This window comes from Promicromonospora iranensis (genome assembly GCF_028994805.1).
GTDB classification, from domain to species: domain Bacteria; phylum Actinomycetota; class Actinomycetes; order Actinomycetales; family Cellulomonadaceae; genus Promicromonospora; species Promicromonospora iranensis.
This window is the reverse complement of record NZ_JAJQQP010000020.1, coordinates 1-13,681: the sequence shown is the minus strand read 5'-3', so window position 1 is coordinate 13,681 and position 13,681 is coordinate 1. Positions and strand designations below refer to the sequence as shown.

Genomic DNA, 13,681 nt, shown 5'->3' with positions numbered 1-13,681 from the left:
GTCAGATCAGCATCCGCGTCTGTGCCTTGACGGAGAGCTTGCTCGGATCCTTCTGATCCACGTATCGCAGGAACTGGTCCAGACCGTCCATCTGGTCGTTGCCGTAACTGTCGACGGTCGGCAGGTCGAGCAACCGATCGATGTCGTCGGCGGTGAGTTCGTCGACCACAAGCTCAAACCGCATAAACTGCACGGTGCTGTGAGCCCAACTCACCGTGAAGTCAGCTTCCTGAAGCCACTTGTCCTTGAGCGCGCGACGAACCGATACCGATTTCAGCGCGGTGGGAAAGCTCACCTCGTTGAGCCACTTTGCGTCCTCATAGACCCGCAGGAAAGCTGACACCGTTCCGTAGCTGTCACGCTTGTCGTAGACGAGTTGCTCGATCTCCTTGATCGACTCCTGGCTTACGTACCGCGTTATGAGGTCGTAAGCGAGGCTCGCAAGCGAGATATAGTGGATGGCGAGGTTCGGCTCAACCGCGGTGGCGAGCGTATGCGCCTTCTCATTGCGCAGGAACTGGATAGCCATGTTGAGGTATTTGACGCCGTCGAAGAAGTCACTCTCGGCATCGTTTGCCGGTTGGTGCCCAAAGAGCTTCTCAAAATTCGCTTGCCTTACCGCGTCAGTTGCCTTCTCGGAACCGGTAATCTCCCGAAGCTTCTCGCGCACAACTTTGTACGATTCTTCGACCGCATGGAAGTAGTCCTCGGTGTCGAGGTAACGCTTGATGTGGCCGTAGATGTCCTCGTGAATCTCGATCTCGATCTTGTTCTTCGTTACCGTCGCTTCGGTAGTGATGGCGACTGGCGTCGGTGGCGGTGCGAGTGGAACAGCCAGAGCCGCTGCCGCGGCGGTCTGAGACCCAGCCGGCACCACGCCAGTGAGGCCGCTGGCAATCTTGCGCATACGGGCAAGCTTCTCGTCGGTGATGTCATCCAGCCAGGATCCCCAGTCGTCGGCCGTCTCCTTTTTGGCTGCGATGTAGTCCGCGAGGGCATGGAGTGACACCGAAACCTCGGCGTTACTTCCGCTCTTCCACAGGGCGCGAAGCCGGTTCGCCTTGGAGTCGCCGAACCCCGGGTACTTCTCATCGTCGTAGATGTCGACTTTCAGTTCACCAAAGAAGTTGGCAAAAGTCGCGTTCGTGAAGTCGAGAACGTATCCGCCGCTCATGTTGAGCACAGCTTCAAGTACGGTTTTGTCGGTTATGGAGAGTGTGCTCATTGGGTCGGCTCGGTCTCCTGGCTCACGTGTACACGGTTGATGGGGGCGTCGAGAAGTGCGGCTTGCTCGTCCAACACCGCCTGGACGAGCAATAGTGCAATGACGCCATCTATCAACTTGCCAAGCCTCCGGACGTTGCCGGTCTTCGCGGCCCGCTGATGGAGCAGCGACTTGATGGCGTCCGGGTCCAGCCGTTCCTGCTCGTCAGGAGCAAGCTTGGTGAAGCGATCATCAACGATCCGGTTGATCACTTCTACCATCTCTTCTTTTGACAATGGCTGGAAGCGGACCATGCCGTCGAACCTGGAGTGGAGCGCGTCACCTAGGGCCTGGCGAACCGCATCCTCCGAGCCATAGTTTGACGTGCAGATAACCAGCGACGGCCCAAGCTCGACAGTATAGTTCTTGTCCTCGAATACCCCGCTGTCGAAGACCTGATAAAACGCACTATGGAAGACAGCGTTAGCCTTATCGAACTCGTCAATCAGGATCACGCCCGAGTCGCGGTCTAACAGGTCGTGCGCAAAAGAGGCCTCCGAGTGGGTCCCACCAAACAGGTAGGATGCGAACTTATCGCTATGAAACATCGAGAACTGCTTGCGTAGTAGCGTGCCCTCAAGCAGGCCATTCACGAACTGGGCTGTCTCGGTCTTCCCAACCCCGGATGGGCCGTAGAACATTAGAACGACAGGCTTCGTGCGTCTCCCAGTAGTGAGCGGGTAGAGCGCTGCAAGCAGCGACTCCCTCACCCCCTCCTGGCCGACGAGGTGCTCCTTGAAGCCGTCGCGGAATCGGATGAGCGTGTCTCGCGTGACGACGGGGTACTCATACTTCTTGACGGCGGTGTTCGCAAACGTTCGTGCCAACTGCGCGTGGACGTGGGCGGGAGGGTTGTGCAGATGCAATTGCTTCGGGTCAATCGAACGGATCAGCCCGGCGAAGTTCGTAATAACGTGCTCTTGCAGGCTTGCATAGTCACTTGATTCGGCCGCTACACAGTTCGGCCCCGGAACAGGTTCCTCGGTGGCAGGCTCATCCTGGCCGGCGATCCCGTGAGTGATGTGCCGGCTGGCTTCGTCACGCTCGTAGACAATCTCAAGAAGACTGTCCCAACTCTTTTTCCCCAACTGCTCTTTGAACCATGACAGTGGTCCATAGTAGATGGTGACCCGCGTGGTCGTGTTACTCGGCATGCTCGACTCCCGCGAGAATCACATCGTAGACGTCCAAAGGTTCCGCCTCATTCGAGGCCGTGTCGTTGACAATGTCCACGGCAGTGATTGATTCGTCATCCGAATCGCCCGATAGCTCAGCATCGATGCTGAAACTTTGGCTCGTAGTGTTCCCCACACGGATGCCGTGGAATACCAGTTGCATTCGACCGAGGTCAGCTAGCCCGTAGTTGTTCCGGAACGCCTTGATATTGAAGCGGAGCACACGCTTCAAGCCGTCGGAATTTTCGCCTAGCAGTTCGTAGTACCCCTTCGCACCTGCAAGAGCGTCGTCGAGTCGCGCAAGGTCAACCACGTCGTCTTCCATCTTGGCGGCGACCATGTATGGAGTGAACATCTTCATGTAGGCCATCGAGTCCTTGGGAGCAGTGACTCGCAGTTCGCGTAACTGCACGATCCGAGTGTCCTCAGCAGCCATCGAGATGTAGTCAGTGAGGATCGTGTTCGACAGAGTCTTACTAAGGATGCTGCTCCCAGTCGCGGACACTCCAGCACCCGCGTTGGCATCGCCTGATGCGCCGAGGAAAGGCAGCCAACTCAGCTTTGCGATTACGCTGGCTTCCACCTTGGCGTGCGTCTCTTTCGAGCGCTCTCTGATCTTTTCGCTCGTGGATTCCTCCTTTCCACCAGCAGAAATATCCAGGTAGTCTGAAGCGGACTCCTCGTCGAAGTAAACTATCTTGATCATCGACCCTTGAGATTCTTTCTTACTCACACCCCTCCCCCTTTCGAATCGGCGTACTTTGATGCTGCGGTGAATGACGGATATCCTGAGGTCCGGTCGACGAGGACAAGGTTCATGTCACCTTTGGTGAAGCGGTCGGTGAAGTAGGTGCCTTCGACCTCTTCAGGCCTGAGCGAGGTCGGCGTCAAATTGCACGCGCCTGAACTGCGCATACTGCGGTGCGACTCAGAAACCTTGGGTTTGTTGTCGTAGGTAAAGGTCAGATAGTCGACGGAGCTCTCGTAAGATGGTAGCCATGACGTAGCAGTGCTTCTACTCCCGCTCTGCTCCGAGTACAGCCGAAGATGGATGGACCAAAAGCTCTGCTTAATCTCTAAGAATGCGGGGATCGGTCCCCGATTGCCGCCCTTCGGAATATCAGAGTCGGCATGAGGTGTCATAGATACACGCCACAGCCCTCGAAGGTCTGGACGACGAACGAGCTGTTGGACTACCGGCCATCGCCAGATCCAGAGGTCCCATGCAACCAAGCCCGCTACCACGAGTGCTGGCAAGAACGAGACAAATGGTCGCCACCAACCGGGAAGTTCGACGCCAAGAACAAACAGCACGACCGAATAAACGGTAGAGATTGCCAACGCAACCACGCGTGCCAGTGCTGTTGGCCGCCCCATCGCTACACTTTCCCCAGACCGAGGTAGTTCCAGCCGGCGTACGCAAAGTCGCGAGCGTCCTTCCGCGTCCACTTCTTGCCGTCAGCGAATAGGTATTTCGCCTCGCTGACTTCAAGCCAACGCTTACCCTGGTTAATCGGCTCCGCTTCGCTTGCCAGCGAAACGTAGATATGCCCCAGGACCCCCTTGACGACAGAGGTCCATGAAGAGCGCCCAAAGTGATCGTCGGGACAATTGTAAACGAGGCACTCGACCAGGAACGACGGCACTTCACGGTGATACCCGCCCTCGACCATAACGTTTTCCAGTCGCTTGAGGATCCGAACCGTCTTCTTGAATGCCCCATTGGTGTTGTTGTTCTTGGCTCGACCCTTCGCTAGTTGCAGCGCAGAATAGTTGATCACCTCTGTTCCGTCGGTCCGGAACACCTTCGCTCCTTCGCGATAGTTCGTCGCAGAGAGGTAGTGCTTATATCTAAAACATGGGACCACATCAGCCTCAACCCGGGCAGCGCTTGAGTGCACCTGGATCGCCGTCGTGCTGCTCGTGTCAACGTCGTCTCCGAGCTTGGCCTTGAGCGCAGCAACGAGTTCACGGCGAAGTTTCGTGGGTGTCCATTCGCCGGTGTACTTTCCAAGCGGGGGATGTGCTCCGGGCGTCTGCTCTCCCCAATATGTCGCTTCCGTGCACTCAACGGCTATGTCAACATCGCTGTCAGCTCTGACATTGGTATTGTTGGCATACGAGCCCTTGGCGTAGACAAGCGACGACATACCCTGGAACGGTCCGTGCGCTTTGATCGCGTCGCGGATCATCTGCTCGGTTCGGGTCTGCTTTTGCTGTTCAGTCGTACTCGATGGGCCAGTCCAACCCGCGAGTCTGTCATCCAATGCTGTCATTGCAGCGGCCTCATTTCCTGTGCCTGAGTATGACGTGAATGACCGAAACGTCAAGCGTGAACAAGCGGTTACGCGGGTGTCCAGGTCCACTGCCGTGGGCCATCCGACGACGGCAGGTTGAAACCAGCGTCTTCCACGAGGGACCCGTCGCTCACCAAGACCGTCCAGTGCTACGGCGCAGTGGTGTCTACCGGTCTACCACAGAGGAGTGGGCCACAGGCGTGCAGATACACAGTCCGCGAGCGCGACTAGAGACAGTGTGGGCAGGTCTTCGCGCCATGAGAAATAGTTACCCCACGCGTCACCCGCGCTGCGCGGCATCCGACGCTAGCGCTCGGTTCATCGAGGTATGACGGTTGACACGGAGACTCGACGTCTTGGAAGACTCTTCAGTTGTCCAGTCGCACCCGGTAGCCATCGCCGCTACGGACAGCACAGCGTCGAGTTCATCAGTGGTCGTGTAGCCCTCGTTGCGCCAGTCGCTCATGAGGTCAGCGAGCCGGGCAGCCATGGGCGAGCTAGACAGCCAAACTCGTGATACCCGCACGTCGACCCCACCACGCGAACCAAACCCGTGCCTACTCACTACCGGTGCCGATCGAGCAGCCAGCCCTTTCAACCGATTTGTGGCGTAGCGGGGTAACGAGAAGTGGCTGCCCGCCACCGGGCCTGTGCGGTCCGGGAGCGGCTCGCTCGACGCAGCGCAGCAGCAGCACGTGCGGCGTCGATGGCCTGAACGTCACTGCTGACTGGCTCGCTTCCGAGCGGTGCGCCGCCCGTGATGCCGTAACGGTCCCGGTAGGCGGCGAGCATGCGTGCAGCGCTGTTCCATGTGTGTCGGGCTCCGGTCTCGCCTGGTTCAGGACCGAGCGTGGCGAGCCAGGGCTCATGGTCGTTGATGGCGCGTTGGACGAGGTCGGTGACACGTTGTTCGATCAGCGCTGCCCGCTCCTGGAGGGCCTGCCGGTACTCGCTCGTCACGGGTCCACCGGCCTCTGGGATGAGGCCCGCGATTCGTCGGGGTGGGCGTCGTTGGATGGTCAGTCCGTCCTGGCGGACGGGTCGCGCGGTGGCGGTCGTGAGGCGGTGGTGCAGGACCGCTGCCGGGTCGTCGGCGTCGTCCAGACCGCGCTGGGCCACGAGCTGGGGCAGCACGCTCTCGATGTCGTGGCCGTCTGCTTCGGCGCGGCGCAGCTCGGCGGTGAGGGCTCCGAACGCGGGTGCGGTGATGACCTGGTCCGCGTCCCGGGGTGGGAGGCCGCACTGGTGGAGCAGTCGGGTCCAGCGGTCGCGTTGTGCGGCTGCGGCCAGGGTCTCGTACTCGGCGGCGAGCTGCGCGACCGAACCCCACCGCTCCGCCTCGTCCTTGCCGACCTGGGTCGCGGACTTCTCGGCTCCGACCGTGCGGACGATCCCGGCCAGGATGCTTCGGGGTGTGGGGTCCTCGTGGTCGTCCGGCGTGATCTCCACAGGAGTGTCGGTGATGACATAGACCGTGTTGCTCTCCCGGCCTCGGGTCAGGCCGACGTACAGGCTCTCCCGGGTCATCCCAGGCCCAGTGATGAGGTGGCTGGTGTCGACCGTGAGCCCTTGCGCGCGGTGGGTGGTCACCGCGTAGCCGAGGTCTAGGTGCTCGGCCGCGTACGTCGCTGGGAGCACGACCGTGTTGCCGTACTCGGCTTCGGGTCGGCGTACGACGACCGACCCGTCACTGCGGACCTTCACGAGGGTCCACTGGTCGCCGTTACGCACCCACGAGCCGTTCCTAGTTCGCAGGCGGCGGTCGTTGCGCCGGGTGATGACCACGTCCCCTGCCGAGGCGTCGAGCCCGTCGGCGAGCCGCACGGCCCGGCCGGGATCGGTGGCGCCGGTCTGGAGGCGTTCGGTGCGGGCGCGTTCGTTGACCGCCCGGACGGTCTCGCTGTCCGAGGCTAGGAGCACGGAGGTCTTGCCGTCTGCGAGGTCGTCCTGCCACGCGGTGTACGCGGTCTCGACCATGTCCTGGGCGTCGCCGTCGCGGACCCGTCCGTGGTCCATGTAGGCGTCGATCGCTTCATCGTGTCCGTGGCGTAGCGCGAGGGAGGCATGCTTCTCCCACGTGTGAGTGAAGCGGTGAACCTCGGTCAGCTCCGGCACCCTGTCCTCGGCCTCCCGGGTGGCGGCGAGGAGTGCGAATGCTCCGCCGGCCTCGACGGCCTGGAGCTGGGCCGGGTCACCGACCAGCAGCACCTTCGCCCCCACCTTCGTGGCGTGTGCGGTGATGCGGTCCATGCTCAGGGTCCCGGCGAGCGTGGCCTCATCGACGATGACCAGCTGCCCCGACTGGAACACGCCGGCCTGGTGGACGTGGTCGTAGAGCCACTTGGCCGTGTTCTCGCACGCGACGCCCAGGTCTTCGGCTAGGACCGCTGCGGCAGCCGCCGACGGCGCGAGCCCGACGACGGACTCTGACCCATGCTCGTACTCCCATGCGGCACGCAGGGCGCGCATGGTGGTCGTCTTCCCGGTTCCTGCCGGGCCGACCAGCAGTTCCACCTGCCGAGCCGAGACGGCAACACGGGCAATGGCTTCAGCCTGCTCGCCCGAGACCACCCACGTCCGCTCACCGGGACCGCCCGCGGTGGTGGCGTGCTCGACCGCATCCAGGCTGATGGTCGGACCCGTGCGGGTGCCAGCCCGGTCCAGGAGCCGTGCTTCGGCGTCCAACAGGGCCTGCGAGGAGTAGAGGGCTGAGTCCTTCGGTCGCAGGATGCTACTTCCGTCCGGGCGGCGGAACTCCTCGGGGGTGACGGCCAGGTCGTGCGGCGTCAACCTCACCGAACCGCCCTCGGCCCGGTCCGTGATCGCCGCGAGCACGGCCATCCGGTCATCCGCGGAGGCGAACCGCAGGGCCTTGGTCTGCCGGGCCGCTTCGGCGTACAGGTTCCAGCGCCGCCACGTCGGCCGCTTCTCCGAAACCACGATCACCACCATCCGGGCAAGGTCATCGATCACGTCCAGCGGGACGTCATCGGCCCGCAGCACTCGAGGCGGCGCCTTGGACACAAGGTCGCCGGCCCACGTACCGGGGTCGCGGCCCAGAACCTGGGCAGTATGCAGCCGCCACGCTCTGGCCAGATCGGCCAGGGAGTGGTGCGTCTTGTCCGGGCGGGTCTCCCGGCTGGCCCGCTGCCGGTACTTGTTGATCGTGGGCCTGCTGGGGCGGCGCCCGTACTTCGTGACGTGCTCCGCGATCAGCTCGTCAGCGCGAGTGTTGACCTGTGCCGACCGGCGCGAGAACGCCGCCATCAGATCATCCGGGACGCCCTTGATCGACCAGCCCGGGTTGCGGCCCTGCCCAGCCCTGTGCCGCAGCTCCCACCCAACACCCAAGGTGCGGGTCAGGTCGTCCATCACGATCGCTTCGTGCAGCTCCGACATCGCGACCGTCGCAGCGTGCAGCCCCCGCCCGTCCAGGGACCGCCACTTCCCGTCCAGGACGGTCTTGACCTTGTTGGAGACCACGACGTGGGTGTGCAGGTGCGGGTCATTGGTCCGTGAGTCCCAGTGATCGAACGCCATGCCAATCAGGCCAGTGACACCGACCTGCGCCACCGCGCCACCCTCCCCTGCCGCGCTTGTCGCGTTCCCGGCGACAGACGCTCCGGTCCGGGTCGCGGCCAGCTCGCGTTCCATGAACGCGAACACCTCGGCCACCGCCGCGTGGTGGATCGCCACGATCTGTTCCTGGACCCCGGCATCGGCCACACCCCACAAGATCGAAGCCGACTTCGGCAGCGCGAACGAGAAGTCATACCCCGCCACCGCACGCCGAGACTTACCGCCCGCGCTGGGCCCGTACACCGGGTAAGCGCGGCCGAGCCGTTCCCCAGTAATCGGGTCCAGGGCCTTGCCCGCCAACCGGGCCATCTGCTCCTCGGTCACCATGTCCCCTACCAGCAGGCGCCCCAGCTCGTTCGAACCAAGGCTCGCGACACCGGAACCCATCCACCGGCCGGGCGGCGTGCCCGTCTCGGCGTAGTACCGCGTCAACGGAGTACTCATCGACCGGTCGCCATCTCCGGCCGCGACCGACCTCATGAAATACGAGTACCCGTCCCCGCCCGACATCACGGCAATCGTCACAGCCATACGCCGCACACCTCCCAGCAGGAGGTGTGCAGCCCGCACCCAAGGCGGGCTGAATTGCTCTAGGCGCCTCGATCTGCAAGAGGCGTGACCCGATGTCGGGCGGTTCCGCGGGACCGCCGCCTGTCCGCTCGCCTGCCCTAGCTACCTAGCCACGCAGTCGCGTCCGTCGCGCCGTTGTGTCCATCGCACGCTTACGTCGTCGCGTGCGTGCCCGTCGTTACGTGCCCGTCGACCGTGTGCTGCCAGGTACCCGGAGGCGAGGAATCGGGATCCCTCCGGGTTTGCGGGCAACCTCCCCCGGGGCATGCGAAACGCCGCCCTCCCCGGGGGATGACGGCATCATCGCTCTGGCGCTATGCGCTGATCTCGGGCGGCATGCTCTGGAACGTCCAACGCGGTGGCCCCGTTCATGGCCGGGCTCTCCCCTGCGGTCCACTCCCGCTTACAGCGGACTGGGATTCTGAGGTAGCTTTCCAGGCTGCTTTGCCCCGAGTGACTCGCGCGCCAGGAGGAACTCCACCACGAACGCAACGGGTGCCATGGCCGCGGCAGGCCACGGACCCAGGGTCCTGATCAGGAAAACCTGCACAGCGAGGACCGCAACGAAGACACCCGCCAACGCCGCCATCCACAAGTTGCGCCGAACGCCAAGCCGCGCGCGCTGTCGGATCCATGGGACATCGCTCATCAGGTACCGGGAGGTCTTGAAACCAGAAGTGATCGACACGGCGGTAAGGAGCACCACCACTCCGGCACCCGGACCATCAAGAGCAGCGAAGACCGGAATGAAAACGCACACCATGCCGAAGGTCGCCATCCAGCTGGCCCGGCGAGTCCGGTACATCTGCGCATCGAGGCTACCGGGTCCAAACCCGCCGTACCGGTTGATCATCATCCACTCACTTCAAGCAGGTTGATTCGCTCCCGGCGGACAGCGGAGCGCCTCCACGACAGGTCAGAACCCGGAGACCGTAGCCAAGCGCGCACTTCAAGAGCAACGTCTCAGGCAGGTCTTCACCCGCGGGGAGCCACTCGCCGGTGGCGCACGCGAGCTCCTCCTCAGTCGTACGGCACTCCGCGTCTGCCCCACGATCACCAGAACTCGAAGCCGCCTGCCCCGCCGACGAGGTCAGACCAGAACGCGCTTCGGCGGTGGTGGGTGCGGCCCGTCGTCTCACCGATAAGCTCGTGGGCGCAGTAGTCGGCGAGATCAGTTCCGTAGTAGATGACGTCGGTCTGGTAGGCGGAGAACACCAGCGCGCCACTGGGCTCCGGTGCTGCTGGGATGTAGCGGGGCCGTAGACCGGCACGAGTTGCGGAGCCGTGGTCAGGTGGTGCCGGGCGGCCTCGATCTCAGCGGCCTTGGTCGCCGGCCGTTCGCCCCAGGCTGGCATCCAGAAGGCGCTCTCGACGTCGTACAGGACGCCTTCGATCGGCCATGCAAGGCTGTCGCGGATGGTCTGCTCGTCGCTGGTCCAGTCGATCCAGCCCTCGGGGGTAACGTGCCGCCTCGAAGTCCTGGCCAACAACAACGCCGCCATCCGCGCCTGGCCGGCTTCCGCACCGTCGGCACCCGACGCCGCACAAGCTCCTGGCTCGGCCAACCTGCCGACGAAGTCATCATGGAAGCCATCCTGGAGGAGTACACCGGACCACACCTGGTCGTAGCCCCAGTCATCAGCGCCCAGCGACCCAACGTTGACGGGTCTTCGCCCGCAGGCACGAGCGCCATGCGATGCGAACTGGTAGTCGGCTGGCCGCGCCACGGAGCAAACGCTCCTAAACCACCGCGCTAACTGGGAGGGACGGTAGTCGCCGCATCACCATGACGTGCGACCGCGCGAGCGTCCCGCGCTAGCGTGTGCGCATGCCACGGAGACCCGCCGATCTGATAAGCAGTTGGCTGCGAGGAGTCACAACTTGGCTGGGTCGCGAACCCGGAGTCTGGCTCGTTATCGCCGGCGCATTTGGCTCTGCACTGGTTGCAGGCACACTGCCGGAACTACTCAAGCTCGTTCCAGGCGGAAATATCACCCTCGCCGTGATCGCGATTCTAGGACTCCTTATTCTCGCGATAGCCTGGACTGCTTTAAATGTTCGCACTCGTTTCGGCGTCGTCATCTTCCTTAGCGCAACACCGGACGACCTCGCACAGAACCTGAGGATGCAGGGGTTCGTCGACCGACATAGGGACAAGCACCTCAAATTGTTCTATGTCAACGGCAACTACCTCGCACCTAAAGCCGATCGCAACGCGCGCATAACAGTCGCGCAGCGAGTCATGCAAGAGCGACTCTCCGAGGAATCTGCTTGGCAAGTCGGTTCCATTGATTTCTACCTGAGGTGCGATTTCCCTAGCGCGTATCAATTAGCGCGGGTCACGCTTGGCCGGGGAGACGATAACGCGATGCCCTTCGGCGGCTTGGGCCGCATTCGAATCCACCAGTTCGACCACGGCTCTACGACGCTCGAGGACGACGTAATCGAGTTGACCCATCACCGCTGGGTACTCCAGCCCGCGACTTCCCCAGCACCCCAAGGGGTCAGAGTGACGGGACACCAGTCCATAAGACAGCCCGAGCCAGAACTTCAGAACCGATGTGCGATCGTGGTGAACCTCTTCGGTGATCCAGCTTCTATCGCCAAGGCCAGACGTGCCGCCAACGCCGGAGACCCCTCGACGGGCTACGCAGTCGAGGACCGCGATCGCTGTGGCGGCGAGATCCTGATCGAAGCATCATTGCACACCGACTCTACCGTTTCTCATCAAGCGATAGTCGCCGCTGTGGTGAACGAATGGAAGAAGTTTGTTGAGTCTCGAGACGACGCCAGTCGTGCACAAGGTCGGCTCTTTATCCATGGGCCAGTGGCCATTGTATTTGCCCTCGGCGCACTCTTACCCAACTCCGTAGAACTGGTACCTTATGACCCACGATGATCAGCAGCAGGTGTTCATTCTTGTCGACGGAGACAACATCGGAGCGCGGCTGGAGCATGCCATCTGGCTCGACGACCCGGCGGAATATGTCCGAAGGTCAAACGAACTGACTTCGTTCTTCGAGCGCATGGGAACTGAGCTAACTAACGCTGGGATATCAGTCCTCGCGATCGGGGGAGACTCCGTACTGGCCGAGTGCTCCACCTCAGACATCCCCAGTGTTCTTGAGGTGCTCGACAAGGTGCGCGCGCGACATGATGTCGACTTCTCGGGAGGATTAGGCGGAACTCTTTCGCAGGCGCAAACCGCTCTCCGAATTGCGAAAACATCTGGCAAGGCAAGAATCCATATCGATCCGTACCTAATTTGAGGTACAGAACGCTCGCCCGCGCTCCGGGCACGCAAGTAGTCGATCAAGCGTCCTTACGACGGCCGTCCACATGTCTGCCATTCGCCTTCGACCCGGCAGTCGATGTCGCCATCCGACGCGAGGCCACGCCGCCTCGCCGACAAGGAGGCCTGCCGGTCGTGATGCGAACCGCCGGATGGGCCCTTATTGGCCCTAACTTCCGCCAAACTGGCCCTAGTTAGGGCCAATTAGGGCCAGTCCCGACCCCACACGAACGCACTCCAGCATTACAGTAAGACCAGGTCAGCGGCTTTTTTCGGCCGATTGACCAGCATCATCCAATCGCCATCCGGCAAGGCTTCCAAACTAATTACGCGGGTTCGATTCCCGTCGCCCGCTCAGAGTTCGGAAGCCCAGGTCAGAGAGTGTTTCTGACCTGGGCTTCGTGCATTCTGGAGGGCTGGAAGCGGCGCCGAGTAGCCCTTATTGACCCTCAGCCTCTCGCGACAGGGCCAGGACCTGGAGCCAAGATGTCCGCTTCACCCGATCCGCAGGGGCGCGCCCGTGGAGCCTCGCGCGCACCTCGAAGCATGTCCCCGCGGAACCGTCGTTCCATGAGCGTCGAGTGAACGAAGGTCAGCTCGCGCGTGGCGTACGTCTCCCACCGCGCCGCGATCGATGACATCACCACGCTCACCACGCTGGCCCTCGCCTGCCGTGACGCCGACGCCGTGGTGTTCTCCTACCGACCCCGCAGCGGCGAGGAGTCTCGGCGGACGGCACAGCCGCACTGGATAGTGAATGCGGAGAACCGGCTCTACCTCGTTGCCTGGGACCTGAACCGTGCCGACTGGCGCACGTTCCGGGTCGACCGCGTCGCCGAGCCGCGCCGCACCGGGAACCGGTTCGCACCACGCCCCCTGCCCGACGACGACGCCGCGGCCTTCGTCCAGGCTCGGATCGGCGACCTGCCGTCGCGCTACCGCGTGCACGCGACGGTACGTGCGCCCGTCGAGCGGATCAGGGCCGAGATCGTGCACTACGGCACGGTCCAGCCGATCGACGAGAGCTCGTGCGAGGTCCACATCGCAGCCGAGTCGCTGGACTGGGCAGCTTTCTGCCTCGTGGCGATCGGCGCGCCGTTCGTCGTGCACGGGCCGGATCAGGCCATCGACCACATGAGGGCTTGGCGACACACGCTCACACAGGCAGCTACACCAGCACCCACCAGCCGATGAGCCAATGCACCGGAATTGCATCATTGCCGACCCGTCTCAATGACGGTGGCGTTGTCCTCCCGACCAGCCCAACACCGCACCGACCGCAATGGAAAAAAGCACCCCTCGCAGCCTGGATAGGCATCACACGGAGGCACCCAGGTCGAACTACGACGCGACGAGAGGCACCACCGACAACGGTGGTGCCCCCCGGACGTCGTCGTTGAATCAGATCAGGTGGTGGTCCACTTCTGGCTGTCCCAGGTGCCGCAGTCCCACAGGTGCAGGCGTGCCCCGTTGGCCGTGCTGCCCGCCTCGACATCGAGGCAGC

At 62.8% G+C, this 13,681-nt stretch carries 11 protein-coding genes; 3 read left to right on the top strand and 8 right to left on the bottom strand.

Translation table 11 applies throughout. The features are described from left to right. Position 1: 1 nt before the first annotated feature. From LUM46_RS25500 to LUM46_RS25465, 8 genes are all read right to left on the bottom strand, one after another. Positions 2–1,225, bottom strand: a complete 1,224-nt coding sequence (locus LUM46_RS25500) for a TIGR02391 family protein (RefSeq protein ID WP_274998036.1) — start codon at positions 1,223–1,225, stop codon at positions 2–4. After that, the gene (locus tag LUM46_RS25495) at positions 1,222–2,418 is read right to left on the bottom strand and encodes an AAA family ATPase (RefSeq protein WP_274998035.1); all 1,197 of its coding nucleotides are present in this window, start codon (positions 2,416–2,418) and stop codon (positions 1,222–1,224) included. Before LUM46_RS25495 ends, LUM46_RS25500 begins: the two co-directional genes overlap by 4 nt. Beyond that, on the bottom strand, positions 2,408–3,145 hold the full coding sequence (locus LUM46_RS25490; RefSeq protein WP_274998034.1) for a DUF6414 family protein: 738 nt from the start codon (positions 3,143–3,145) through the stop codon (positions 2,408–2,410). The genes LUM46_RS25495 and LUM46_RS25490 overlap by 11 nt, the downstream gene beginning before the upstream one ends. Positions 3,146–3,168: 23 nt before the next feature. Then, positions 3,169–3,816: a Cap15 family cyclic dinucleotide receptor domain-containing protein gene (locus tag LUM46_RS25485; RefSeq protein ID WP_274998032.1), complete on the bottom strand. Its 648-nt coding sequence runs from the start codon at positions 3,814–3,816 to the stop codon at positions 3,169–3,171. A gap of 2 nt (positions 3,817–3,818) precedes the next feature. After that, positions 3,819–4,631, bottom strand: coding sequence for a nucleotidyltransferase domain-containing protein (locus LUM46_RS25480; protein WP_274998030.1), 813 nt, complete (start codon positions 4,629–4,631; stop codon positions 3,819–3,821). A 699-nt stretch (positions 4,632–5,330) separates the two neighbouring features. Further along, the gene (gene mobF, locus LUM46_RS25475) at positions 5,331–8,846 is read right to left on the bottom strand and encodes a MobF family relaxase (protein ID WP_274998028.1); all 3,516 of its coding nucleotides are present in this window, start codon (positions 8,844–8,846) and stop codon (positions 5,331–5,333) included. A 442-nt stretch (positions 8,847–9,288) separates the two neighbouring features. After that, a complete protein-coding gene (locus LUM46_RS25470; RefSeq protein ID WP_274998026.1) occupies positions 9,289–9,741 on the bottom strand; it encodes a hypothetical protein in 453 nt (150 codons plus the stop codon). A gap of 197 nt (positions 9,742–9,938) precedes the next feature. Continuing rightward, complete coding sequence (locus LUM46_RS25465) at positions 9,939–10,100, bottom strand: hypothetical protein (RefSeq protein WP_274998025.1); 162 nt, start codon at positions 10,098–10,100, stop codon at positions 9,939–9,941. Between the two features lie 613 nt (positions 10,101–10,713). Here LUM46_RS25465 and LUM46_RS25460 point away from each other — a divergent pair. The 3 genes from LUM46_RS25460 to LUM46_RS25450 all read left to right on the top strand — a co-directional run bounded on the left by LUM46_RS25460 (position 10,714) and on the right by LUM46_RS25450 (position 13,371). Next, entirely contained in the window at positions 10,714–11,784 is a 1,071-nt protein-coding gene (locus LUM46_RS25460; protein WP_274998024.1) for a hypothetical protein, read from the top strand. Further along, positions 11,771–12,154, top strand: coding sequence for a GTP cyclohydrolase IIa (locus LUM46_RS25455; RefSeq protein ID WP_274998023.1), 384 nt, complete (start codon positions 11,771–11,773; stop codon positions 12,152–12,154). The genes LUM46_RS25460 and LUM46_RS25455 overlap by 14 nt, the downstream gene beginning before the upstream one ends. Positions 12,155–12,780: 626 nt before the next feature. Further along, positions 12,781–13,371 (top strand): helix-turn-helix transcriptional regulator, encoded by a 591-nt coding sequence (locus LUM46_RS25450; RefSeq protein ID WP_274998021.1) that lies wholly within the window; start codon positions 12,781–12,783, stop codon positions 13,369–13,371. Positions 13,372–13,681: the final 310 nt, after the last annotated feature.

What these genes read in the sequence shown, in the direction of transcription:
- LUM46_RS25500 (WP_274998036.1), bottom strand. Translation starts at nt 1,225, where the DNA reads ATGAGCACACTCTCCATAACCGACAAAACCGTACTTGAAGCTGTGCTC.
- LUM46_RS25460 (WP_274998024.1), top strand. Translation starts at nt 10,714, where the DNA reads ATGCCACGGAGACCCGCCGATCTGATAAGCAGTTGGCTGCGAGGAGTC.
- LUM46_RS25470 (WP_274998026.1), bottom strand. Translation starts at nt 9,741, where the DNA reads ATGATGATCAACCGGTACGGCGGGTTTGGACCCGGTAGCCTCGATGCG.
- mobF (WP_274998028.1), bottom strand. Translation starts at nt 8,846, where the DNA reads ATGGCTGTGACGATTGCCGTGATGTCGGGCGGGGACGGGTACTCGTAT.
- LUM46_RS25485 (WP_274998032.1), bottom strand. Translation starts at nt 3,816, where the DNA reads ATGGGGCGGCCAACAGCACTGGCACGCGTGGTTGCGTTGGCAATCTCT.
- LUM46_RS25455 (WP_274998023.1), top strand. Translation starts at nt 11,771, where the DNA reads ATGACCCACGATGATCAGCAGCAGGTGTTCATTCTTGTCGACGGAGAC.
- LUM46_RS25490 (WP_274998034.1), bottom strand. Translation starts at nt 3,145, where the DNA reads ATGATCAAGATAGTTTACTTCGACGAGGAGTCCGCTTCAGACTACCTG.
- LUM46_RS25480 (WP_274998030.1), bottom strand. Translation starts at nt 4,631, where the DNA reads ATGATCCGCGACGCGATCAAAGCGCACGGACCGTTCCAGGGTATGTCG.
- LUM46_RS25495 (WP_274998035.1), bottom strand. Translation starts at nt 2,418, where the DNA reads ATGCCGAGTAACACGACCACGCGGGTCACCATCTACTATGGACCACTG.